The organism is Kocuria sp., from assembly GCF_030538595.1.
Taxonomy (GTDB): Bacteria; Actinomycetota; Actinomycetes; order Actinomycetales; family Micrococcaceae; genus Kocuria.
Map to the genome: position 1 here is coordinate 88,807 of NZ_JAUNTS010000006.1, position 24,079 is coordinate 112,885.

21 protein-coding genes are annotated in these 24,079 nt (G+C 63.5%); 11 read left to right on the forward strand and 10 right to left on the reverse strand.

Features of this window, described 5'->3' with window-relative positions; genetic code table 11:
* Positions 1-41 precede the first annotated feature (41 nt).
* Positions 42-758 carry a lysophospholipid acyltransferase family protein gene (locus Q4G32_RS06835; RefSeq protein ID WP_303350235.1) on the reverse strand — a complete coding sequence of 239 codons (717 nt, stop codon included), beginning with the start codon at positions 756-758 and terminating at the stop codon, positions 42-44.
* 222 nt (positions 759-980) lie between these two features.
* Here Q4G32_RS06835 and Q4G32_RS06840 point away from each other — a divergent pair, with 222 nt between their 5' ends.
* The 4 genes from Q4G32_RS06840 to Q4G32_RS06855 are packed head-to-tail and all read left to right on the forward strand — an operon-like array spanning position 981 to position 5,672.
* Positions 981-1,826 carry an alpha/beta hydrolase gene (locus Q4G32_RS06840; protein ID WP_303350236.1) on the forward strand — a complete coding sequence of 282 codons (846 nt, stop codon included), beginning with the start codon at positions 981-983 and terminating at the stop codon, positions 1,824-1,826.
* Positions 1,823-2,209, forward strand: a complete 387-nt coding sequence (locus tag Q4G32_RS06845) for a hypothetical protein (RefSeq protein ID WP_303350237.1) — start codon at positions 1,823-1,825, stop codon at positions 2,207-2,209. Before Q4G32_RS06840 ends, Q4G32_RS06845 begins: the two co-directional genes overlap by 4 nt.
* A gap of 47 nt (positions 2,210-2,256) precedes the next feature.
* Positions 2,257-4,323: an AMP-dependent synthetase/ligase gene (locus Q4G32_RS06850; protein ID WP_441327476.1), complete on the forward strand. Its 2,067-nt coding sequence runs from the start codon at positions 2,257-2,259 to the stop codon at positions 4,321-4,323.
* Entirely contained in the window at positions 4,323-5,672 is a 1,350-nt protein-coding gene (locus Q4G32_RS06855; RefSeq protein ID WP_303350238.1) for an MFS transporter, read from the forward strand. The genes Q4G32_RS06850 and Q4G32_RS06855 overlap by 1 nt, the downstream gene beginning before the upstream one ends.
* A gap of 66 nt (positions 5,673-5,738) precedes the next feature.
* Here the strand turns inward: Q4G32_RS06855 and Q4G32_RS06860 are convergent, their stop codons facing one another.
* On the reverse strand, positions 5,739-7,166 hold the full coding sequence (locus Q4G32_RS06860; protein WP_303350239.1) for a mycothione reductase: 1,428 nt from the start codon (positions 7,164-7,166) through the stop codon (positions 5,739-5,741).
* 115 nt (positions 7,167-7,281) lie between these two features.
* Between Q4G32_RS06860 and Q4G32_RS06865 the strand changes: the two genes are divergently transcribed.
* Positions 7,282-8,088, forward strand: a complete 807-nt coding sequence (locus Q4G32_RS06865) for a ParA family protein (RefSeq protein WP_303350240.1) — start codon at positions 7,282-7,284, stop codon at positions 8,086-8,088.
* 26 nt (positions 8,089-8,114) lie between these two features.
* Here Q4G32_RS06865 and Q4G32_RS06870 read toward each other — a convergent pair whose 3' ends face one another.
* The 4 genes from Q4G32_RS06870 to Q4G32_RS06885 all read right to left on the reverse strand — a co-directional run bounded on the left by Q4G32_RS06870 (position 8,115) and on the right by Q4G32_RS06885 (position 11,045).
* Entirely contained in the window at positions 8,115-8,687 is a 573-nt protein-coding gene (locus tag Q4G32_RS06870) for a MerR family transcriptional regulator (RefSeq protein ID WP_303350357.1), read from the reverse strand.
* 369 nt (positions 8,688-9,056) lie between these two features.
* Positions 9,057-9,608 carry a bifunctional nuclease family protein gene (locus Q4G32_RS06875; protein ID WP_303350241.1) on the reverse strand — a complete coding sequence of 184 codons (552 nt, stop codon included), beginning with the start codon at positions 9,606-9,608 and terminating at the stop codon, positions 9,057-9,059.
* Positions 9,609-9,655: 47 nt separating this feature from the next.
* Positions 9,656-10,543, reverse strand: coding sequence for a transcriptional regulator FtsR (gene ftsR, locus Q4G32_RS06880; RefSeq protein WP_303350242.1), 888 nt, complete (start codon positions 10,541-10,543; stop codon positions 9,656-9,658).
* Positions 10,544-10,592: 49 nt separating this feature from the next.
* Positions 10,593-11,045 (reverse strand): FHA domain-containing protein, encoded by a 453-nt coding sequence (locus tag Q4G32_RS06885; protein WP_303350243.1) that lies wholly within the window; start codon positions 11,043-11,045, stop codon positions 10,593-10,595.
* A 203-nt stretch (positions 11,046-11,248) separates the two neighbouring features.
* On the opposite strand from Q4G32_RS06885, the gene Q4G32_RS06890 reads away from it, so the two are divergent.
* Positions 11,249-12,985 carry an FAD-dependent oxidoreductase gene (locus Q4G32_RS06890; protein ID WP_303350245.1) on the forward strand — a complete coding sequence of 579 codons (1,737 nt, stop codon included), beginning with the start codon at positions 11,249-11,251 and terminating at the stop codon, positions 12,983-12,985.
* Positions 12,986-13,007: 22 nt separating this feature from the next.
* Here the strand turns inward: Q4G32_RS06890 and nhaA are convergent, their stop codons facing one another.
* From nhaA to Q4G32_RS06905, 3 genes are all read right to left on the reverse strand, one after another.
* The gene (nhaA, locus tag Q4G32_RS06895; protein ID WP_303350247.1) at positions 13,008-14,837 is read right to left on the reverse strand and encodes a Na+/H+ antiporter NhaA; all 1,830 of its coding nucleotides are present in this window, start codon (positions 14,835-14,837) and stop codon (positions 13,008-13,010) included.
* Between the two features lie 135 nt (positions 14,838-14,972).
* Entirely contained in the window at positions 14,973-16,052 is a 1,080-nt protein-coding gene (locus tag Q4G32_RS06900) for a 2,3-butanediol dehydrogenase (RefSeq protein ID WP_303350248.1), read from the reverse strand.
* A gap of 141 nt (positions 16,053-16,193) precedes the next feature.
* On the reverse strand, positions 16,194-16,880 hold the full coding sequence (locus Q4G32_RS06905) for a TetR/AcrR family transcriptional regulator (protein WP_303350250.1): 687 nt from the start codon (positions 16,878-16,880) through the stop codon (positions 16,194-16,196).
* A gap of 84 nt (positions 16,881-16,964) precedes the next feature.
* On the opposite strand from Q4G32_RS06905, the gene Q4G32_RS06910 reads away from it, so the two are divergent.
* The 3 genes from Q4G32_RS06910 to Q4G32_RS06920 all read left to right on the forward strand — a co-directional run bounded on the left by Q4G32_RS06910 (position 16,965) and on the right by Q4G32_RS06920 (position 20,131).
* Entirely contained in the window at positions 16,965-18,350 is a 1,386-nt protein-coding gene (locus Q4G32_RS06910) for a YhgE/Pip domain-containing protein (protein WP_303350252.1), read from the forward strand.
* 34 nt (positions 18,351-18,384) lie between these two features.
* Positions 18,385-19,002 (forward strand): DNA-3-methyladenine glycosylase I, encoded by a 618-nt coding sequence (locus Q4G32_RS06915; RefSeq protein WP_303350254.1) that lies wholly within the window; start codon positions 18,385-18,387, stop codon positions 19,000-19,002.
* Between the two features lie 151 nt (positions 19,003-19,153).
* Positions 19,154-20,131: a hypothetical protein gene (locus tag Q4G32_RS06920; RefSeq protein ID WP_303350256.1), complete on the forward strand. Its 978-nt coding sequence runs from the start codon at positions 19,154-19,156 to the stop codon at positions 20,129-20,131.
* Between the two features lie 52 nt (positions 20,132-20,183).
* Here the strand turns inward: Q4G32_RS06920 and Q4G32_RS06925 are convergent, their stop codons facing one another.
* Positions 20,184-21,053, reverse strand: coding sequence for an SDR family oxidoreductase (locus Q4G32_RS06925; RefSeq protein WP_303350258.1), 870 nt, complete (start codon positions 21,051-21,053; stop codon positions 20,184-20,186).
* Between the two features lie 108 nt (positions 21,054-21,161).
* Between Q4G32_RS06925 and Q4G32_RS06930 the strand changes: the two genes are divergently transcribed.
* Both Q4G32_RS06930 and Q4G32_RS06935 read left to right on the forward strand, forming a co-directional pair.
* Entirely contained in the window at positions 21,162-22,964 is a 1,803-nt protein-coding gene (locus tag Q4G32_RS06930) for an ABC-ATPase domain-containing protein (protein ID WP_303350260.1), read from the forward strand.
* 123 nt (positions 22,965-23,087) lie between these two features.
* Positions 23,088-24,071 carry an aldo/keto reductase gene (locus tag Q4G32_RS06935; RefSeq protein ID WP_303350261.1) on the forward strand — a complete coding sequence of 328 codons (984 nt, stop codon included), beginning with the start codon at positions 23,088-23,090 and terminating at the stop codon, positions 24,069-24,071.
* Positions 24,072-24,079: the final 8 nt, after the last annotated feature.

Sequence of the window (24,079 nt, forward strand, 5' to 3'; positions counted from 1 at the left end):
AGCTGGGCAGGTGCCCGCGGCCACAACCACGCTGGTCCGCATCAGGATTCGGCACCATTGCGCTGCGCCGCGGCCCGTTTGACGTCCGCAGCGTAGGCCGGGACGTATTCCTGGCCGGAGAGTTTCTGGATGGCAGCCACGATGTCATCGGAAATTTGCCGGGCCACGTCCTGGTCACCGGCACGTTCACGCAGATGGGAAAAGTCCATGGGCTCACCAAAAACAGTGGTCACCCGGAAGCCGTTTTTTTGCCGCCAGGGTGCGGGGAACAGCTTGCCCAGGGGTTGCACCACGTCCGTTCCGATCATGGCAATGGGAATCACGGGAGCCCCGGACTCCAAAACCAGACGCGCCACGCCAACTTTGCCGCGGTACAACCGACCGTCCGGCGAGCGCGTGCCTTCCGGGTAGATCCCCAGGAGTTCGCCCTCGGCCAGTTTTTTGCCACCTGCGGAGAGGGACATGGCGGATTTTTTGCCACCGGAGCGATCCATGGGGATCTGGTTGATGGCACGGAAGAACCAGGCCACCAGGCGTCCTGTGACGCCCTTGCCCGTGAAGTAGTCAGATTTGGCCAGGAAAAAGATCTGACGCTCCACCGCAATGGGCATGAAGATGTGGTCTGCCGCCGCCAGATGATTACTGGCCAGGATGGCGGGGCCACGTGCCGGAACGTGGTGGGCACCTACCACTTTGGGGCGAAAAAACAGGTTGATGAACGGGGCCACCACCCAGTTCTTCAGGAACATGTAGACCATGTGGTCCGCACTCCTCCGGCTTACCTCTGCTGGCCCGCAGACGCTGTGGAACAACGACGACGGTTGGAACCGTGAGTGATTCCGCTGAAGTATCTCATGAAGTCCAGCTCGGCCGTAGGGAGTCCAGTGTGGCCGTCGAGAGTCCAGGTCAGTCGCAGAGAGTCCAGTGCGACCGCAAGGAGTTCAGTCTCACCGCAGAGAGTTCAGTGAGACGATGGTGCCATGAGTGCCAATGTTCATCTGCCTTCCGGCGTCGTTCTCCCCAGTGAAGAAGACCCGCGGGTGGCCTTCCGCATCCCGGGTACCGGACCCCAGTCCGTGGGTGTGGTGGTGATTCATGGGTTCACAGGTTCCGTCTACAGCGTGCGGGACTGGGCTTTGAGTTTCACCCCCGAGCACTCCGTGGTGGTTCCGGCGTTGCCGGGGCATCGGGAGCCCGGGTGGGAGGCGTTGGGTGCCAGCACGTGGAAGGACTGGTACCGCCACGTCCACGCATTGGTCAGTGACCTTGCCCAGTCCCACACCCGTGTGGTGGTGGCGGGTTTTTCCATGGGTGGTGCCCTGGCGCTGAGATTGGCGGAGACCATGCCGGAGGTGGTGGATGGTGTGGTGCTGGTGAATCCGGCGCTGTCCTTGCACAACCGGGCGGCACCAGCGGCTTTTGTATTGCGCCATGCGGTGACGTCCACGGGCGCTGTGGGCAGTGACGTGGCCAAGGCCGGTGTGGACGAATACGCCTATGACCGCACTCCGGTGGCGGGGGTGGCGCAGTTGAATCAGCTCATGAAGCGCACGTCACGCCATCTGGGGCAGGTCCGTGCCCCGGTGTTGGTGCTGCGTTCCCGGCAGGACCACGTGGTGTCCGACTCCTCTCACGAACGCATCATGGCCGCTTGCAGCGGCCCGGTGGAGACCATCATGTTGCCGGACAGCTACCACGTGGCCACTTTGGATCACGATGCTCCCGTGGTGCAGGCACGTTCCCGCGCTTTTGTGGACCTGATTGGCCAGGGGAAATGTCCGATCACCGGGAAACCGTTGGATGCCACGCGCGGTGGGTCAGCATGAGCCAGTCCCCACGTGATCCCCGTGCCGATCAGCGCGCCTGGGAAGACTTGGTCCAACGGCTCACGGAATCTGAGGCACCGGATGACGCGGAAATCTCGGCGCCCGAAGCCCCTGACCCCGAATCCCAATTCCCCGAGCCCGACGAGGACTGGCATCCGCCGGACCCCGGTCACGTGACGGCAGGATTACGTCTTGGCACACTCGTGGCGTGGGCAGCCATTATGGTGGTCCCCGTTGTTCTGGTGATCCTGGGCTTCCTCATGGACGGGCTGCCATGGTGGTTGTGGTTCCCCGGTCTGGCCGTGGTGATTTCCTCTGTCATCACATTGCTGGGCCGATTGCCCGAACACCGTGACGACAACGACGACGGCGCCCGAGTCTGAGCAATCGCTCACCTTGCCCGTTGCCATCCAACCCCTGGGAGACCCCCGTGCGCCAAGCCACCATGCCGCCGATCCACCCCACCCTGAGCCAACAGCGCATCACCGATCTGCTGCAGCGCCAAGCTGATTCAGCCGCGGACCCGGTGCTGTACGAACGTCTGCCCGCGGTGGGCCCTGGTGTTCCAGTTCGGGCCTCGGAGTTCCGCCGCCAAGTCATGGCAGTGGCCAAAGGACTGGTGGCAGCGGGCCTGGAGCCGGGAGATCGGGTGGGCATCTTGGGGCGCACCCGCTACGAATGGACCCTGGTGGATTTTGCCATCTGGTGGGCGGGATGCGTGTCAGTACCGGTTTACGATTCCTCCTCCCACGCCCAGATCGCCTGGAACCTCACGGACTCTCAGGCCAAAGCCATCTTTGTGGAGAATCAAACCCTGGAAGATGCCGTACGCGCCACGGCTTCCGGGCTGGCTGACGGCAGTCTGGAAGGACTCGGCGAAGGCCGTGCCCCGGCTAAGTTGGAAGCCGCCGACCGGATGTGGCGTCTGGACGGCACCGGCCACAACCTGGACACAACTGGCCCTAACCTGGACACAACTGGCCCCGATCTGGAACCTACCGACCACACTCTGGAGCAGCTGATCTCCAACGGCGTGGGGGTTTCAGACCGGGAACTGGAAGCGCGGCGAACCGCGGTGGGGTTGGACCACACCGCCACCATCATCTACACCTCCGGGACCACCGGCGCCCCCAAAGGCTGCGAGCTGACCCACCGGAACTTTGTGTTCCTGTGTGAAAACGTCCAGCCGTATCTACCGGAGGTGGTGCACACCGGCGCCAAGACGGTGCTCTTCCTTCCGCTGGCTCACGTTTTTGCCCGCATGGTGGAGGTGTTGGCCGTCCACGCCGGCGTCACACTGGCCCACACCCCGGACGTGAAGAACTTGACGGCAGATCTACAGCGAGTCCAACCGTCCTTCATTCTTGCGGTACCCAGGGTGTTCGAGAAGATCCTGATTGGCGCTCGCATGCGCGCTCAGGACGGTGGCAAACTGCGCGCGGTACTGTTCCACCGGGCGGTGACCACCGGCGAGCGCTGGTCCCGGGCTCACGCCACCGGGCGGATCAGTCCAATGCTGGCTGCGCGTCACCATCTCTACGATCGCCTGGTGTACGCCAAGTTGCGGGAAGCAATGGGCGGTAACGTGCAGTGGGCCATTTCTGGCGGGGCCGCTTTGAGCGAATCTCTGGCGCATTTTTTCCACGGCATTGGCCTGTATGTGGTGGAGGGTTACGGCCTGACGGAAACCACGGCCCCGATTGCTGCCAACACCCCTGGCATCAATGCTCTGGGCACTGTGGGCCTCCCCCTTCCCGGGCACCAGATTCGCTTGGCTGACGACGGCGAAATCCTGGTCCGTGGCCCCCACGTCCTGGCGCGGTATCACGGCCGTGCGGACCTGACCCGGGAGGCCATTCACGATGGCTGGTTTGCCACGGGCGATCTGGGTGCCATGGATGAGCGCGGGTTGCTGCGGATCACTGGTCGCAAGAAGGAGATCATTGTGACCGCCGGGGGCAAGAACGTCATCCCGGAGGCCCTGGAGGGCCCCATCCGGGCCACCGCCATGGTGAGTCAGTGCATGGTGGTGGGCGAAGGCAAAAAGTTTGTGGCTGCTCTGATCACCCTGGACCCCGAGACCCTGCCCAAGCAGTTGGAGTTCCTGGGCCTGGACACCACGTTGAGCCCGGAGCAAGCTGCCCAGCATCCCACCGTGGTGGAGCACATTCAGTCGGTTGTGGATCACGCCAACCGCAAAGTTTCCGTGGCCGAGAGCATCCGTGCTTTCACCATCCTGCCCGGAGATTTCACGGTGGATTCGGGCCACCTGACGCCGTCGCTGAAACTGCGGCGCCCGGAGATCCTGCGCGATTACGCCCACGTTGTTGACGACCTGTACTCCCGTCCGGCACCTCCTGCCCGCACCGCGCAGGATGCTCGGGCCCGCCTGGAATCTTCCTTGGAGAACTCCATGGAGAGATTGCGGGAGCTGGCTGAGTTGCCCGTGCTGGACCGTGGTTTCAAGGACATGAAGCAGCGGCGGGACCGAACCTGATGCCCGATCAGCAACCAGCATCTGCGCCGGTGCCTGCTGCCGAACTGCGCAAGGCCAGGTGGGCCACGGGTGGGTTTTTCCTGGTCAATGGCGCGGTGTACGCCAATCTCTTACCGCGTCTGCCGGAAGTCAAAGAAGCATTCGAGCTGACCAACACCCAGTTCGGTTTCCTGGTGATCGCCTTGCCCATTGGTTCGCTGCTGGCCGGGATGGCTCCCGCTCCGTTGTTGCGCAGGTTTGGCTCCGCCAAGGTGGCGGGCATCGGGTCTGCGTTACTGGCAATGGTGGTGGCCTCGGCAAGTGTCAGCGTGGCGCTGGCCGGCACGGGAGCCGGCTCCTCCGCTGACCCCTCGTCCGCAGCTGTGCCCGTGGTGGCACTGGTGGTGGCCTATGTTCTGGCCATGCTGTTGGCGGGAACTGCGGACGCCGTTGTGGACACCGCGCAGAACGCCCAGGCCATCGACATTCAGAAGGCCATGGGGCGCTCGATCCTCAACTCCATGCACGCGCTGTGGAGTCTTGGCGCCATGGTGGGCGGAGTCATGGGTTCCACCGCGGCTGCCCTGGAGCTTCCGCTGCCCCTCCATCTGACCGTCAGCGGGGTGATTTTTGCCGCCGTGGCTCTGATCGCCCAGCGCTTTGCCTTGACCCGGAATCAGGTGGAGCAACTGCGCACGGCCCGGCTGAACCCCGCTTTGAGTTCTCCGGAGCCGACGACGCCGGAGCGCGCCACCTCCGCGAACTCAATTCCGGGCGCTACCTCCCCCGGCACCTCCACGAGCACCAGACGTGCCCTGGCGCTGGTGGTACTGATTTCCACCATTGCCATCTCCGGTTCCATGGTGGAGGACCTGGGCATGAACTGGTCCACCCTGTTCCTGGCCCGGATTTTGGACACCCCCGCCGGTCTGGCAGGAATGGGCCTGGTGGCGCTGATGGCGGCACAGTTCATCGGCCGTCTCCTGGGCGACACCATGACCAATCGACATGGCCGAATCTGGATGACCCGATTTGGCGGAAGTCTGGCCGCAACGGGGCTGGCTGTGGTGGCCCTGGCCCCGTCCCCCGCCGTGGCCATTGCAGGATTTGCCGTGGCCGGCTTTGGAAGTGCCACCCTGGTGCCCTCGGCCTTTCACGCCGCGGATTCCGTGCCCGGGCTCAAACCCGGAACGGGCCTGACCTTGGCAGGCTGGCTACTGCGGGTGGCGTTCCTGACCGTTTCGCCATTCGTGGGTTTCACCTCGGACATCCTGGGCTTGCGCGTGGCCATTCTGGCCGTACCCGTGGTGGCGATCTTTGCCATTGTGGTGGCTGGGGTTCTCAAGGAACGCGACCCCCACCAGTCCTGATCGCACCTCACTGAGACCGGTCCCAGTTGGAATCGCCTGGGACCAGTCCTGGTCAGGATCACATCATCAGTCCTGGGCTTGGATGTCCAGGCCCAGCAGCGCGTTCTCCACGACCTCTGCCAGCGACGGGTGAATCCAGTACTGCCCGCGCGCCATCCGGTGCGCCTCCAGCCCAAAGCTCATGGCCTGGATCAGCGGTTGGATCAGCATGGAGGCGTGGGGACCAATCAGATGGGCTCCCAGGAGTTGCCCCGTGGAGCGATCAGCAATGAGCTTGCAGATACCCGTTTGATCCTCCATGGCCCAGCCATAAGCCACATCCCCAAAGGCTTGAGACTTCACCGTGATCTGGGTGTTGTGTCCTGCAGCCCAGTCCCGGGCCTGTTCCTCGGTCATGCCGACCGTGGCGATTTCCGGGTGGGTGAAGACCGCCGCAGGAATGTGGCGGTGGTCTGAGACGTGAAGGTCTTGCGGGTGCATCACATTGTGTGCCACCACGCGGGCTTCCTGGTTGGCCACGTGTTTCAGCTGCGCCGGGGAGCAGATGTCCCCCAGTGCCCACAGCCCATCCAGAACCTTGCCGTCAGCGTCCAGGACGCGCTGGTATTGATCCACCCGTAGGAGCTGCGTCTGCGGATCAATGCCCAAGCCCGCAGCGGAGGGATTCAACAAGTCCGTATTGGGCCGCCGCCCCGTTGCCATCAGCACCACATCGGCCACGTCCTCACGAGTATCCGCAGCGTGAGTGGCCGTGGAGACCACGGTGACCGAACCGTCGTCGTTGGGCACAATGCGCTCCGGGGACCAGTCCATGGCCAGCTCCCACTGCTGTTCAGCACATTCCCGGAAACGCTGCGCAATCTGGGCATCCTGCCCGCGCAGCAGGCGCTCGGAACGGTTCAACTGGGTGACCTGCGACCCCAAACCGTGAAAAATGTGGGCAAACTCAGCGGCAATGTAACCACCGCCCACAATGACCACGCGCTGGGGCAGCTGCGGGATACGCATGACCGTGTCAGAGGTGTGGACCCGGTCCAGATCAATGCCAGGAATCTGGGGAACGGTCACCCGGGAACCAGAGGCGATCACAATGGTGGGGGCACTCAGCTGCTCCCCGGAGGCGGTCTCCAAGATCTTGGGACCCACAAAGTGGGCATACTCCTGGAAAACCGTCACCCGGGCCAGCGACTTCCGGTACTCCAGACCACCCTGGGAAATGGCGTCAATGCGACCAAAAATCCGGTCCCGGATGGCAGGCCAGTCCACGTCCTGGGAGTCGACGTCGATCTTCACGCCCAGTCTCTGTAGTTCACGGGCCGATTGACTGATTTCTGCGGGGTACACGTACATCTTGGTGGGAATGCACCCCACGTTCAGGCAGGTACCGCCAAAAGTTCCGCCATCAATGATGGCCACATCCAAAGCGTCGTACTCGGGGCCCAACAGGGAATTGCCGGAACCGGAACCAATGATGATCACGTCAAAACTGCGCATTGCACCATCCTAATTCGGCCCACACAGGCCAGGTGCAGGCCGTGATGGGGAGTCAAGCTCGTTAAGATGGCCAGCGCAACCTCTCCCTGATCCCCGAAGGACGTTGAAGGACACCGTGCAGATTGTCAGTATCTCCAGCCTCAAAGGCGGAGTGGGTAAGTCCTCCGTCACCTTGGGCTTGGCTTCAGCAGCCCTGCTCCAAGGCATCCGCACCCTGGTGGTGGATCTGGACCCGCATGCGGATGCTTCCACGGGTCTGGGCGTCAAAGCCCAGCCGGAGCGCAATGTGGGCAAAGTCCTGGGACGGCGCGGTAAGCCCGGCGCATTGCGCACGGTGACGGTCCCGTCTGCCTGGGTGGAGCGCGAGCGCCGCGAACATGGCCGTGACAGTCTCCGGCTGGATGTGGCGCCGGGCTCCTCCGCGTCCTCCCTTTTTGACCGTGCGCAGTACAAACGCTCCGATCTGATTCGCCTGGACCGAGCCGTGGATGGCCTGGAAACGGATTATGACCTGGTGATCATTGACTGCCCACCCAACCTGAACACGCTCACGCGCATTGCCTGGGCCGCCTCAGAAAACGTGCTGTCCGTGGCGGAGCCGTCCCTGTTCTCCGTGGCCGGCACGCAGCGCACCATGACAGCCATTGCCCAATTTGAACGGGACAGTGCCTGGGCGGTGAACTCCGGCGGAGTGATTGTGAACAAGGTTCATCCGGACTCCGTGGAACACCAACACCGCGTGGCAGAGCTGGAGCAGTTGTTCGGGGATCTGCTGGTGGCCCCCGTCCTGCCTGACTATCAAGTGTGGCAGCGTGCTCAGGGCGCTGCCTGGCCCATCCACCGCTGGCCGGGGGAAGACGCCGCCGAGATCGCCAGCCGCTACACCCAGATCTTGGACGGTCTGCTGGCCAAGGAGTCCTGACAGAGTCCTGACCCGGGCAGTTTGGGTCAGGAAACGTTTTGCTGCCGGCGGGCCCGGCGCGCGGAGAGTTCATCCCCGGGGTATTCCTCGGCCTCTGCCTCACCGTTGGCTTCGGGGAGGTTAGCCAAGCTGCCTTCCACCTCACGCCACACGCGGCCCACGGCAATGCCGAAAACACCTTGACCGCCCTGGACCAGGTCGATCACTTCCTGCTGGGAGGTGCATTCGTACACGGAGGCGCCATCGCTCATCAGGGTCAGCTGCGCCAAGTCCTCAATGCCGCGCACCCGCAGGGCCACCACGGCCGAGCGGATCTGCTGCAGTGAAACCCCCGTGTCCAGGAGGCGCTTGACGATTTTGAGCACCACGATGTCGCGGAAACTGTAGAGCCGTTGGGACCCGGAGCCTTTGGCGCCGCGCACGGTGGGTTCCACCAACTCGGTGCGGGCCCAGTAGTCCAACTGCCGGTAGGTGATACCCGTGACCTTGCAAGCCGTGGCACCGCGGTAACCAACGGTGTCATCAAGCACCTGCCGCTCGTCGTCAAAGAGCACACCCTGAGTACCCCCGGACAGGGAGGTGAACACAGGCAGTGTCAGTTCTTCGGCAAGCGGGGCATCGACGTGATCGGTGTCCTTCACGCAGGTCCTCCCGGCTTCTGGTGCCACTGCTCAGTGCAAGGTGGCTACATGGTCTTGTGATGATGGTCCTCAACACCCCGCCCTCCACAGGGGAGCACCACCGCACTGTTGTGCAGGGCCCTGCGGACCTGGGCAACACATTTGAGGGGCATGCGGTGGGTGGCTGAAACCAACTTGGACATGACGGTAGACGGGCGGGGGGCCCGAATCAAAGACCCCGCCATATACGCGAATCGTGTCGCGGGGGCAAACCACTGATCTCAACGGGGCGCAACCGCGGATTCATGCCGATCCACGGCCCAGACTGCCCGGGTGACGCGGTCAAGATCACGTCATGAAGTCATCGGGATCCACGGTGTCCAGGAAGTCACGGAACTCTCGCAGTTTTTCTTCCGCGCCGTCGCGGCGGTCTGGGTCCGCCGCCGATCCCGAGGCACCCGTGGACTCCCGGGCATCAGGTTCACGCAATTCACCGTCCCCGGTCATGATCAGGCCTGCAGCGTCCAACACCGCATCCGAACACAGCACAGGGCAGTCCACCCTCGCCGCCAGGGCAATGGCATCCGAGGCCCGCGAGTCCACCACCGATCCATCATCGAACACCAGAGCCGCATGGAACACCGTGCCCTCCACCGTGTGAATCCGCACCTTGTCCACGCTGCGGCCAAACGTCCTTGCAACCTCCAGCAGGAGATCATGGGTCAGCGGGCGGGGAGGCTCAATGCCCTGCACGGCGAACACAATCGAGGTGGCCTCATTGGTACCCACCCAGATGGGCACATGTCTCCCACCGGCGGCCTCCCGCAAAACCACCACGGGCTGGGAGGACGGAACGTCCAGGCGCACCCCGGCAATCTCCATCAGATGTTCGCGTTGCATGGTTGCTTCTTCATATCCGTGCCCCGAATTGGTCGGGGAGCAAGAGGTCAGTCGTCTGAGCTGAGCGCGCTCAACCGCTGCTGGACGGATTCCAACTGTCCCACAACCAAAGAGGCATGGATGCTCAGGCACAGCTGAGTGATTTCCCCGGCACGTTCGGAAGCACGCCGCGCTGCCACAGGACTGCGTTTGGCAACATCCGGTGCAATGGCCTGCTCCACCAGGCCCATTTCCCGGTCGGCTGCCTGCCGCAAGGTCCGCAGATGCCGCGGTTCCACACCGTGGTCCCGTAGAGCGCGGGCAGCCCCTGCGATCACCACATCGTGGCGGTCAAACCCACCTGGGCGTTCGTGGATCAGACCAAAACTGATCAGCTCCCGTACCAGCGGGATACCCGCGCCGGACTGGCGGCACAGCTCCCGCATGGTCACTGGACCCGCGGGCTGCGGTGCGCTCTGGGGTGGTGGGGACTGCGACGTCGTAGTGGCTGCGGCACCGCTGTCTTCTACAGTTCCGGTGTGGCCCGGCTGAGGCTGCCCTCCCCCACTTTCCGGGGATGCTGCGGTGGACTCTCCTGCGGCAGCACCGTTGAGGGTGGTGGACCCCGCATGACCGTCCGCCGTACGTTCCGGTGCCGCCTCCGCGGCGGAGCCGGAGGTCTGCGCCAGCAACTGCTCCAAACGGCCGTTGTCTGAGAGCTCCCGAATGACCTTCAGCGGGAGATAACGCTCGCGTTGAAGAATCAGAACCTGCCGCAAGCGCTGGACGTCCTCCGGGGCGAACTTGCGGTATCCGGAGGGTGTGCGGGCGGGGTGTAGGAGCCCTTGGTCCTCCAAAAACCGCACCTTGGAGGCGCTGATGTCCGGGAAGTCGGGCTGCAACTCTTGAAGCAGCGCGCCCATGCCGATTCGGCGAACCCGGGCTTTTTCCGTCATGGACGCCCCGGGCGAATCAGTGGACCCGCTGTGACCTGATGTCACCACTTCAGGAAAACACCTCTGGGGTGCGGCTGGAGCGGTAGAACACAAAGCAGAACTTGCCCAGGTGCACCTGATCGCCGCTGTCCAGCTTGGCGGAGTCAACCCGGTCATTGTTGACGTAGGTGCCGTTCAGCGATTTGGAGTCAATGACTTCATAGGTCTTGTCCCTGCGCACAAAACCCGCGTGACGCCGGGAGACCGTGACGTCATCCAGGAAAATATCCGCTTTGGGGTGGCGCCCCACGGTGACCTCATCCGTGTTCAACAGGAACCGCGAACCGCGGCCGTTGACCTCCACCAGCAGGGCTGAGTTGGGAGGTAAGGCATCCACCGCCGCCTGCTCTTCCTCAGACAGCCGGTGGCCTGCCACCTCAGCGAGGATGTCAGTGACAACTTGAATGGTGGTGGTTTCCGGGCCAGCGGACGGGATGTTGCGCTCAGACGGCGTAGTCGTCATTCCCGTGCTCCTCCTCTGGTGCTCATGTGGTGATTGTTCGGCGACCCCGTGGGGAAGGGAAGGACCGAGCCGGCCGGACGTATAGCTGGGGTTGCCCGTGAAAACCCTGGACAGTGCATCAGGACAACCTCGCAACAGTCTAGTCATGACCGCAGACAACTGACGGGCCCGTGAATGATCCGTCATGAGGTTAGGCTGAATGCATGACTGAGCGCCCCGTGATTTTGCTTGTTGCTGACCACAACGCAGAGGTGATCCAAGCCGAGTTCCAGGCCCGGTACAACCGCGATTACGCCCTGGAATGGGTGCGGACCGGCGCTGAGGCGGTGGAACGTGCCCGGGCGTTGTGTGCGGGTATCGGTAGAGCTGCAACCGCAGACCCAGGCTCGCCCACGGCCACGCCGCAGTTGGCCATGGTGGCCTCAGAGTTCCATCTTCCGGACACCAATGCCATTGAGTTGCTACGCACCATCCAGGTGGTCTCCCCTGCCTCCCGCCGGGTTGCCCTGGTGCCCATGGAGGATTTCCGTGAGCAGTTGGACGCCCTGCAACAGGCAACGTTGGAGCGGGACATGGACACGTTCCTGCTGATCCCCCGCGGGCCACGGGATGAGGAGTTCCACACAGCACTCATTGAACTTCTCTCCGAATGGGGGTGGTCCGTGGCTCAGCCGCTGGTCACCGCTGTGGATGTGGTTGACCAGCAGCCTTCAGCCGCCGCAGCTGCCATTCGGGACATGTTGGAGCGGATGGGTATCCCCAATCGGTACCTGAACCTGGATGAGGAAGAAGCCCAGGCCATTGTGGAGGAAGCTGGACCGGAGGCAGCTTTCCCCCTGGTGCGGGTGTTCAACGGCACCGTGGTGCAAGCAGCCACCCCGCAGTCCGTGGGCCAACAGCTCTACGGGGCCTATGACGAAATCCCCGAGGGTGAAATCGCGGATGTTCTGGTGATCGGTGCCGGCCCAGCGGGGCTGGCAGCAGCTGTGTATGCAGCCTCAGAGGGGCTTTCCACCATTGTGCTGGAGTCTGATGCCATTGGTGGTCAGGCAGGATCCTCCTCCATGATTCGCAATTACCTGGGCTTCCCCCGCGGCATCTCCGGCATGCGGCTGGCGCAGCGTTCAAGGGTCCAAGCCAGCCGGTTCGGTGCACAGTTCTACACCGGACGGCCCGTGTCCTACGTGGAAGCCGGCCCGGCTGATGAACCCGAACACCACCACGTGACGGTGGATGACACGCACCTGTGCGCCCGCACCGTGGTGCTGGCAACCGGTGTGGCCTACCGGCGCCTGGACATCCCCTCCGTGGATGAATGGATTGGCCTGGGTGTCCATTACGGCGCGGCCACCTCACTGGCCCGGGAAATGCAGGACAAAGAGGTGTACGTGGTGGGTGGCGGCAACTCCGCGGGTCAAGCTGCGGTCCACATGGCCAAATTCGCCCGGTCCGTGACCATCACGGTGCGCCGTGATTCGCTGAGCTCCACCATGTCCGACTACCTGATCCGGGAAGTGGAAGCCACCCCCAACATCTCCGTGCTGACAGGTACCCGCGTGGTCAAGGGTCGCGGCGAAGGCCGCCTGACCGGAGTCACCCTGGAAGAGATCGCCACGGGCGAGCGCCGAGAGGCCGTGGCAGATGGCCTGTTCTGCCTGCTGGGTGCCCAGCCCGCCTGCAACTGGCTGCCCGCCACGGTGGCCCGTGACGACCACGGCTTTGTGCTCACCGGCAGAGATGTCCCGCAGGAGAGCTGGCACGATGGAGTCCCCCCAGCCAGCTTGGAAACCACCACACCTGGAATCTTTGCCGTGGGAGACGTCCGCGCCGGCTCCATGAAACGCGTGGCCTCAGCCGCCGGTGAGGGCGCCTCCGTGCTGCCCCTGGTCCACGCCCACCTGGAAACACTGCGTCAGCAGGAGATGACCGGTCAGGGGTAGGCAGCGGATCAACACTGGATGATCACGAACGGCGTCGTGCAGGATGTTCCTCCTGCGTGGCCATCTGCGCCTCCAACTCGGTAATGATGGTCCGCGCATCGTGCGGACCCAGGTGCCGGGAGCCGTTGAGGAAGAACGTGGGCGTCCCGCGAGCGCCGCTCTCCAGTGCGCTACGGGCGTGCTTGGCCACGATCTTGGGCAGAACAGGGTCTTGCAGATCGGATTCAAATTGATCCATGTCCAGGCCGATTTCTTGGGCAAGTGTGCGGTAGGTCTGTTCGCCCAACTGCTCTTGGTGGTCGAACAGCGCGCGGTGCATGGCCCAGAACTCTCCCTGGCGGGCGGCGGCCTCTGCCACCACCGCGGCCTGTTGGGCGTGCGGGTGGAGGTCCGGGATGGGGCAGTGGCGGGCAATGAAGCGCACCCGGTCGCCAAAGTGTTCCACCAGGTCATAACCAATTCCGGTGGTGTGGGAGCAGAACGGGCACTGGTAGTCAAAGTACTCCACCACGGTGCATTCAGCCTCAACGGAGCCGTAGATGTGGTCGTGTTCGTCATTGACCGGTGGCGTCAGGGTGACCGGCAGGTCCGCGGAGGTTTCGCCAAAACGCACACGTGCCACGTAGAAGATCAACCATCCCAACAGCCAGGCCAGGACCATGGCCAGCAGCACTCCCACCGTGGCGGAGCTGATGTGGTGGGCATCCGTGAAGGCCAGGCCGATCACCAGCAGGGAGACGGTGAATCCAATTCCAGAGAGCGCGGCACCGCCCATGATGGAACCGGGGCCAACACCATCGGGAAGTCTGCCCAACCCCATCCGGATGGCCAGCCACGTACCCAGGGAGATGCCCAGCAGTTTGCCCAACACCAGGCCACCCACCACACCCCAGGTCACCGTGGAGGTCATGGCGGTGTTCAGAGTGTCCCCGCGCAGATCCACGCCGGCATTGGCCAGGGCAAAGATGGGCACGATCAGCAAGGACGAGGGGCTGCGCAGAGCGGCATGCAGCCGCTCATTCACGGAGATTGACTGAGCCAGTCCGCGGGAGGCGGAGCGGGCGACGTCGGCCTCCGGTGATTGCCTGAAGTCCCGGAACAGGTTGCCCACGCTCTCCACGCTGCCGCGGTGCGTGGCGTAGGCCGGCACCAGCAAACCTGCCACCATGCCTGCAATCGAGGGGTGAATACCGGATTCCAGGGTGGCAAGCCACAGCACAATGACCAGGCCAACGTAGGGCGCGGAGCGCCACTGACGGGTTCGCCCCAAGAAGTACAGAGCCACCAAAGCCGCCAGAGCAATACCGAGCGGCAGCAGTTTGAGGTCATCCGTGTAGAACACACCGATGATGGACACCGCCAGGAAATCATCCACCACGGTCAACGTCAGGAGGAAGATCCGCAGCTGGTTGGACATGGCTGGCCCCACCAGAGCCAGGGCTCCCAGCAGGAAGGCGGTGTCTGTGCCCACCACGGCACCCCAACCGGCCGGTGATTCACGCCCCGCAATGGCCAGGTAAATGGCGGCCGGGATGGCCACCCCCAGGGTGCCGGCAACCAACGGCACCAGCGCCCGACGCCGATCCCGCAGCGAGCCCACCGCCAGCTCCTGGCGGACTTCCAAGCCCACCACAAAAAAGAAGATCACCATCAGGCCGTCATTCACCCAATGGTGCAAGCTCAGATTCAACCCCCAAGCCCCCAGGGAGATGTCCAGGTGAGTTTCCCAGATCTCCGTGTACAGGGGTGACCACGGTGAATTGGCCCACAGCAACGCCAGCACGGTGACTGCCACAAGTAGCAGCGCGCTACCTGATTCGCTGCGTAAGCGCTCCAAAAGACTTGGCTGCATGGGTCTTCCTGTTCTCACGGGGATACCCCCACCGAGTATTGGAGCTGGTGGGGGTATCCCAGGGTGGTGCCCCGCAGTGCGGCGTTGAACCTGGGGTGTTGAGTGAGGTCATTGAATCAGAAATTACCCCCGGGCTCACAACCCCTTGCCGCTGGGTGAAACCAGAATCTTCACAGCGGTCTCATTCCGGTTGATCAGAGTGTCAAAGCCCTTGTCCACCAGGTCCTCCACGGCGATCTTGCCCGTGATGAACGGTTCCAAGTTGATCTTTCCGGATTCCACCAGCTCAATGGTGGCCGGGTGGGAATTGACGTAGGCAATGGTGCCCCGTAGATCAATTTCCTTCATCACCAGCTTGTGGATATCGAAATTGGAACGCTGCGCCCAAATCGAGACCACCACCAGGACACCCGTGGGGCGCAGCGCATCCATCAAGGTGTCCAGAACCACCTGAACAGAGGTGCACTCGAAGGCCACATCCGCTCCGCGGCCATCCCGGGAGAGTTTGCGCGCTTCCTCAGCCACGTCCACCTGGGTGGGATCCAATGCGTGATCGGCCACCCCGGATTCCAAGGCCTTTTGCCTGCGCAGCGGGGAGAGTTCTGAAACCACCACGGTGCACCCGATGGCTTTCAAGACCGCCGCGGCCAACAAACCGATGGGACCGGCGCCACCGATGATGGCCAAGTCCCCCGCGGCAGCACCCGAACGTTCCACCGCGTGATACCCCACGGACAGCGGTTCAATCAGTGCCGCCTGATCCAACGGCAGGTCCTTGCTGATGGCATGAACCCATCGGCGGCGCACGGAGATCTTCTCCCCCAGACCGCCACCGCGACCAGCCAGCCCTATGAAATTCATGTTGTCGGACAGGTGGTAGTCCTTGGATTCAGGGCCTGTGTCCACGGAGTCATCAATGATGTAGGGCTCCACCACCACGTGATCCCCCACCTGGAGGTCATCCACGCCCTCACCCACCTGGTACACCACGCCGGAGAACTCATGCCCCAGGGTGATCGGGGCAGTTTCCCCGGAAATGGGGTGCGGGGTGTCATGCGTGGGACAGAACACGGGACCGTCCTTGTACTCATGCAGGTCCGTTCCGCAGATCCCGCACCAGGCCACGTCAATCCCCACTTCCCCCGGCCCCACCGTGGGTTCTGGAATCTCCTCGATCCGGATGTCTTGGCGGTCGTAAAAGCGTGCGGCCTTCATGTGATCCAACTCCTCCTGGATGCTGATGCTGATGCTGAGCGCAACAGTGCGTTCACCACAGCACCGTAGACACACCCTGACCAGTTCGGCGCGGTGTTGCCTGGCATTACCGCCAGATGCACTGAGAGGCGCTGCCTGCCATCAGGTGGGCTGGTCCATTGCTGGGGCCCGGTCCATGGTTGGGGTCTGGTCCGTAGCTGAAGTCTGGTCCATGTCCACAAAGGCATTCCACGTGGCGGTGATCAGCCGCCGTCCGGTGCCGTCCTGAGCGGTGAGTCGGCGCCCGGTGCGCAACAGTTCACCGTCCCACACGGCCAGCAAGATGCGGGCCAGATCTGGCTCCGGAACGCGGTAACTCACCCCACGTCGTCGTACCCGCAACAGCATTTCCGCCACCGCGCTGACCAGACGTTCGTACTGGGCGTCCACGGCGCTGCGCAGCAGTGGGTCTCGGTCGGCGGCCAGATGCAATTCCATGCGGAATCCTTGCCAGGCGCCATCCTGAGCCAGCCCGGAGACAGCTTCCAACACGAAAGCCAGCATGGTGGCCACCGGCTGATCCGTGCTCAGCTGCCGATCCACCTCCGTGTCCAGCAGGGCCACCAGCCCATCCACCCGAGATTCATAGACCGCCACGGCCAGTTCCGTCTTGGAACTGAAATTGCTGTAGAAGGCCCCGCGAGTGAAACCGGCAGCCGCGCAGAGCTCGGCCACACTGGCTGCCTCCAATCCTTTGGCCACGAACACCGGGACAGCTTGCTCCACCAACTTGTGCCGGGTGGCCACGCGGGAGCGCTTGACCGCATCTGTGTCAGAGATCTCGCTCATACTCTCCATTTCCCCTCGACCAGTTCAATACACGAGTGTATCGTCATGCCTCAGATTTCAATACACCAATGTATCGAGGACTCCATGGCACAAGAACTCTCCACCCCCGGCAACGCCCATCAGCGGGCAACTCTCTGGGAGCTACCCAAAACTGTGCGGTGGCTCCTGCCGCCCGTGGCCGTGATGGTGATCGGCTTTCTGGGCATCCTGCTGTACCTGGGCGGCTTGGGATCGCCCGCCGATCACATGGAAGACATGCCCGTGGCAGTGGTCAACCAGGACACCGGCACCACCGTTACCCAGGCGGACGGCTCCCAGACCCAGGAGAATCTGGGAACTGATCTCAGCGACTCCCTGGTGGAAAAAGTCAATGACAGCGGCGAGTTCAAGCTGACTGAAATGTCCATGAGCGATGCCGAGGAGGCACTGGCCAGCGGAGAGGTCTACGGCGCCATTGTGATTCCGGCAGAGTTCAGTGAGCAGTCCATGGCTTTGGTGCCGGCCGCCGTCGGTGGAGACGGTGATGGCACCCAGCCGGTGATCGAGCTGCTGACCTCACCGCAGGCCGGTTCCATGAGTTCACGGCTGGTGACCGAAGGCTTGACCCCGGCCCTGGAAAGCGGCTCCACCTCCATCGGGGATCAGCTGAGCCAAGCGGCAGATCAGCAGGTTGCTGCCCGTCAGGCTGCCGGTCAGCAAGTCCCGGAGGTCACCACAGTGGCCCAGGACGTCCTGAAAGATCCCGTCAAGATCAGCACCCAGGCCTGGCAAGACCTGGATGACGGCACCGCTTTGGGCATGGGCCCCTTCTACTGGTCCATCGTGTTGTTGGTGGTTGGCCTCTCCGGCGCTGTGGCGGTGTCCACCCTGGTGGACGGCATTCTGGGCATCATTCCCGTGGAAATGGGCTCCAGCTTCCGTAAATACCGGACCGTGGCACTTTCGCGGTTCACCTCCTTCTTCCTGAAGTGGGGCATCATGGTGGCGGCCGGCGCTGCCACCGCAGGACTGATGATGCTGGCGGCATCCATTGCCGGTATGCCCATGCCACACGGCGGTCTGCTGTTCTTGATCAGCTGGTTGGCCATCAGCACGGTTTCCGCGGTGACTTTGGCCTTGCTGACGATCGGTGGCAGTCTGGGGCTGATTCTGGCCATGATCTACCTGATCTTCTTGGGTCTGCCTTCCGCCGGGGCCGTGGTGCCCATTGAGGCTCTGCCCGGGTTCTTCACGTGGCTGGCGCGGATTGAACCGCTGCACTACACCTGGCTGGGCGTGCGCGATGTCCTCTTCTTCGGTGCGGAACGTACCGCCGGTCTGGGCACATCTGCCCTGGGCCTCTCGGTGATCCTGGTGATCGCGCTGGTGCTCACCAGCGCACTGGCCCCGGTGTGGGATCGCCTTTCCGGACGTCGCGGCTTGGCCCACGGCTTCCACAACGCACACACCTCTTCCGAGCGCGACAGCTAGGCGTCATCCATCCCTGGCGGTTTAGGGTGACAGCATGAGTGAACAGCTGGGGGAAACGGGCCAGATCGGCGTCGTCATGGGCGACGACGGTCTGGCCCGCCCCGCGTGGGCTACCGCAAGCGATCTGATGCGCACCTATTACGACACCGAATGGGGCATGCCCGTCACGGATGAACGCGGCCTGTTCGAGCGCTTGAGTCTGGAGGCTTTTCAATCGGGGCTGTCCTGGTCAACCATCCTGGCCAAGCGGGAGAACTTCAGGGCAGCCTTTGCCGAGTTTGACCCGGACACGGTGGCGGCGTTCACAGCGCAGGATGTGCAGCGGCTTCTGGCCGATCCTGGGATTGTGCGCAATCGCGCCAAGATCACGGCCACCGTGGCCAACGCTGCCGCCACAGTGCGTTTGCGCCAGCGCGGTGGGTTGTCCGAGTTCATCTGGTCTTTCCGCCCGGACACCACACCGGCACCGCGCACCATGGCCGAGGCTCCCACGGTCTCCGCAGAATCCACGGCGCTGTCCAAGGCGCTCAAGAAGGAGGGCTTCACGTTTGTGGGGCCCACCACCATGTATGCGCTGATGTCTGCAATTGGAATGGTGGACCTGCATCTGGTGGACTCCCACAGGCGGGGCTCCTCCGGCCTCTGGCCCTAACCCCTCCGTCCCCTCCGCCCCTCCGCCGAAATCATGCTTTCTCCAAGAAAAAGTGCCTGAAATTGGGTCAAACCATGTTTTCGGCGGAGGGGTGGGAAGTTGGCCTGTGGATAACTCCGCCGGGGTCTCTGAGCTGACTTAACGTCAGGCCATGAAGACCTCTCACCCGCTCCTGGACCGACCTCGACCGGAAGCCCACCGCACCCGGAACTGGGACCGCAGCCCTTACCAGCTGGATGCAGATCCCACCATGCAGCAACTTGCCCACGGGCACTGGGTTCACGATCCACTCACCCCGACCCACGACGACGTCGCTCCCCTGCCCGCTTGGCAACGCGCAGCCCTGATGCAACCAACCCTTGGGCCCGATGTGGCCGTCGCTCACATCTCTGCGGCACAGATCTGGGGCATTCCGCTGTCCGCGGGCATGCGGTGGGTGGATGAGCTGCTGGGTGAGTACCCGCCGTCTAAGTTTCCTGATGACGTGCCGCATCTGGCTTACCGCGGTGCGCGACGCAATCAGGTGACGCGCAGCTTTGCCATGCACAAGAGCTTTGGTTTCCCGCTCTCCACGGGTCCGTGGGGATGCCAGCTGACGCACGCGTTGGAGACCGTTCTCTCCCTCCAAGCGCTTTTGGCCGGGTGGCGGTGCGTGGCCGCCCTGGATCATGTGCTGTCCACGGGGTTGAACTACGCCAATCCGGGGGAACCTTGCTCCCAGGAGGAACTGGCGCGGCTGCTGACTCGGCTGCCGGCGGGGACCCGCGGGATCGCCGTCGTACGCCGGGCTCTGGAGCGCAGCGAACCCGGGGTGTGGTCGCCCATGGAAACGGTGTTGCGGTTGGCGTTGTTGCACCACGGAATACCCCCGGCGCAGGCCAACGTGTCCGTGCGATTGACCCGCGGGGGCCGGGTTTTCATTGATCTGGCCTGGGCAGATGTGAAAGTTGGTCTGGAGTACAACGGTGCAGTCCATGCCCAGGATCGGGATGTGTACGGGGACGAGATGGACCGCCTCAACCAGCTGGCCGACGACGGTTGGAAGATCCGGGTGGTGGTGCTGGAGGACTTGCGCGATCCCCAACGGTTTGCAGCACTCCTGCGCTGGCTGAAGGCCGCCCTGGCCTAACCTCCTCCAACTCCGCCGAGATCATGGTTTGGCGGGAAAAATCGCTGAAAAATTAGGTCAAACCATGATCTCGGCGGAGTTGGAGGAGGTAGGAGTCAAAGGTGGCGGGGGCACGGCCGGTGACCCGTTCGACGTCGTCACTCACGCGGGAAAGATCACCGGAGGCAATGGCTGTGTAGGTGGAAACCCAGGCATCGTATTCCCACTGTTCAGTAGGCCACGCGCGGCGGGAGGCATAGGCTTCCGCAACGGTCTCCGCGTGGTAGGTGATCGACCGGCCCAGCACACGCGTCATGGTCGCCGCGGCCTCTTCCAGGCTCAGGGCTTGCGGTCCCGTCAGTTCATAGGTCTGCCCGGCATGCTCGGACGGTGCCATCACAACGGTAGCCGCCACGCGCGCCACGTCCTCCCGGGCCACAAACGAACACCGGCCATCGCCTGCGGGGCCGCGGAGGACGCCGTCGTCCCCGATGAAATCCGGGAGAACGTCCATGTAAAAGTTGTCCCGCAGGAAAGTCCAGGACATGCCGGATTCCTTGATCAGGTGCTCGGCTTCGTCGTGGTCACGCGCATGTGTGAACACAGCATCCGGGGCCGCTGCAAAGAACGATGTGTAAACCACGTGCTGCACTCCCGCGTCCGCGGCCGCGCGAATGAAAGTGGCGTGGTCCCGACGGCGGGTGGGACTCTCCCGCCCGGAGACCATGAACAGCGTGCTGACCCCTTCCAACGCGCCGAGCGCAGCGCCGCGATCGCTGTAATCCGCTTGCCGGGCCACGGCGCCGTGCAGTTGCGGTGCGCGCGCCAGTGATCGCACGATCAGGCGCTGGGCAATACCCGCGTCGGCCAGGGCGCTGGCCACCTGTCCGCCCAATGCACCCGTGGAACCCGTGACAACCACCTGCGGCAATGTGGAACTCATGGTCGCCTCCCACCCCTTTTACAACTGCGCCGAAAACATGGTTTGACCCAATCTACGCACCACATTTCCCGCCAAAGCATGTTTTCGGCGGAGTATTAGGGTGGGAGGATGCGCGACCTCACGGCACTACAGCAGACTCTCCGAGACCTGGACGGCCAGGGATACGGCAGCTACAAGCGCCTCAAAGGTAGCTATGACATGGGCGGATTCACCCTCAGCGTGGACCACACGCAGGTTGACCCTTACGCCCCGCCCTCCAAGATCCGCGTTCTGCTGACCCCGGAGCAGATCCAGTTACCCACCGGCTGGACCCGCACCCGCGATCAGCGGATTGCCGCAGCAGACTACTTGGCGCGGCGCTTCAACGACGCCGTGTCCGGCCACCAACCGCGCGACTCCCCCAATGATTCCGCCTCCCGCCCGCAACATCGCGGCCGATGGGGCAACGCCTCTTCCAGCGGAGACGCCCACGCGCTGAAGTCCTACACCCACGGCCAGGAAGTGCTGGAACGCAGCTCCGTGGTGATCACGGACCACCGTGTTGAGGTGCGCCTGGAGGTGGCCCTGCCCGCGGCCGGGCGCCGGATCAAAGGACGCGCCGCGTCGCGCATCCTCACGGAGTCGTTACCGCAGGTGGTGGCCGCCTTGGCCCCCGAAAACCGTGACGACGACGCCCTGGCCGCCCACGTCCGCCTCTACGAAGATCAACTGTGGCTGGCCCAGCAGCTTCCGGCCCGCGGACTGGTGGCCTTTGTGGGTGACGGCGCCGTGCTGCCCAGACGCTCCGGCGACTCCCAACTGCCGTTGCAACGCGGCGCCGTACCGTTCGCCTCCCCGGAATCCTTGGCCGTGGACTTCACCCTGCCCAGCGGAAACACTGTGCACGGCATGGGCATCCCGGAGGGCATCACGGTGATCGTTGGTGGCGGCTACCACGGTAAATCCACTCTCCTGGCGGCCCTGAGCAGCGGCGTGTACCCGCATGTGGCCGGGGATGGCCGCGAATGGGTGATCTCCCGCCCGGATGCGGTCTCCATCCGCGCCGAAGACGGCCGTTCGGTGACTGGCGTGGACATTTCTCCTTTCATCACGGGCCTCCCCACGGGCGTGGACACCCGCGAATTCACGACGACGAACGCCAGCGGCTCCACCTCACAAGCCGCCAACCTGGTGGAAGCCCTGGAATCTGGCACCTCCACCGTGTTGATTGACGAGGACACCTCCGCCACCAACTTCATGATCCGCGATGACCGCATGAAGCGCTTGATCCCAGCGCACAAGGAACCCATCACTCCCTTTGTGGAGCGGGTCAAGCCCATGCTGGAGAACACCGGGGTGTCCACGGTCCTGGTGGCTGGTGGGTCGGGAGCCTTTTTTGACGTGGCGGATCACGTGATTGCCATGGAGTCATACCAGCCCAAGAACGTCACCGCTCAGGCGCGCCAGATTGCCACGGAAACCCCCTGGGGTGATGAAGCAGACAGCGCAGAGCTCAGCCCCCGAGAGGTATCGCCGTTTCGCGCCAGGACACCGCGCATCATCCACACTGGCAGCTTGAACCCACCCTCCAAGTCCAAGCCCAACCGGGCCCGTGGCCGCACCGAGATTCAAGTGGGCAAGGAGTTGATTGACCTCAACGCGCTGGCGCAACTGGTGGATGCGGGGCAAACCGCCGCGATTGCCCAAGCGCTGGATGACATGGCCGCTGGCAAGCAGGAGAACATTGCCTTGCAACGCGCGGCCCAGGAAGTCATGGCCACCATTCGTGACCGCGGACTGGATGCGCTGAGCCCGCGCGATGGTCACCCCGGTTACCTGGCCGCCCCGCGGCAACAAGAACTTCAAGCTGTCATCAACCGTTTCCGGGGCCTTACCCTGGCCAATGGGTCCAGGCAGCGCCCCGCCGGCTGAACCTGTCACCTGAGAACTGCAGAGCACAGTCCTTGACCACAACGACGACGGCGGGCGGGTGAGCGTCGTCGTTGTTGCCACAACGCTGGTGGGTCAGAGGATCCGATCAGAAGGGAAACGTCCATGCACGTACGAACTCTGGGACAGGGACTGGAAGTTTCAGCGCTGGGAATGGGCTGTATGGGCATGTCCCAGTCCTACGGACCCAACCCGGGTGACCGCTCTGAGATGATCGTGGTTCTGCGCGGGGCAGTGGAGGCCGAGGTGACGTTTTTTGACACCGCCGAGGTCTACGGCCCGTACCACAACGAAGAGCTGGTGGGCGAGGCTCTGGAGCCGCTGCGGGATCAGGTGGTGCTGGCCACCAAATTCGGGTGGAACATCACAGATGGACAGGTCACCGGGTTGAACAGCCGCCCCGAGCAGATCCGCACGGTGGTCGAGGCTTCCTTACGCCGGTTACGGACGGATCGGATCGACCTGTTCTACCAGCACCGTGTGGACCCGGAGGTCCCCATGGAAGAAGTTGCCGGTGCCGTGTCCGAACTGATCGCCGAAGGCAAAGTGCTGCATTTTGGTCTGTCCGAACCCGGTGCCGAATCTTTGCGGGCTGCCCACGCCGTATGCCCGGTGACGGCCGTGCAAAGTGAATACTCCCTGTGGACCAGAGATCCGGAGCCGGAGATTCTGCCGATTTGCGCTGAACTGGGGATCGGCTTTGTTCCGTTCTCCCCCTTGGGCAAGGGCTTTTTGACCGGTCAGGTCACCAGCTCAATCTTTGCCGACGGGGACATCCGTGCCACCATTCCCCGGTTTGAGGCGACCAATCGCGCTGCCAACCAGGCCCTCGTGGACCACGTCAAGGCAATGGCACAGGCCAAGGCGGTGACCGCCGGACAGGTGGCTCTGGCATGGCTGCTGGCCCAACAACCCTGGATTGTGCCCATTCCAGGCACCCGCAGCATGACCAGGATTCGGGAGAATGCCGCCAGCACAGGGGTGGCCCTCAGCGCCGATGAACTGGCAGATCTCAATCACTTGGCGGCGCGCATTGGCGTCCAAGGGGATCGGTACAACGCCGCCCACATGGGCATGGTGGGGCGCTGATCTGGCCC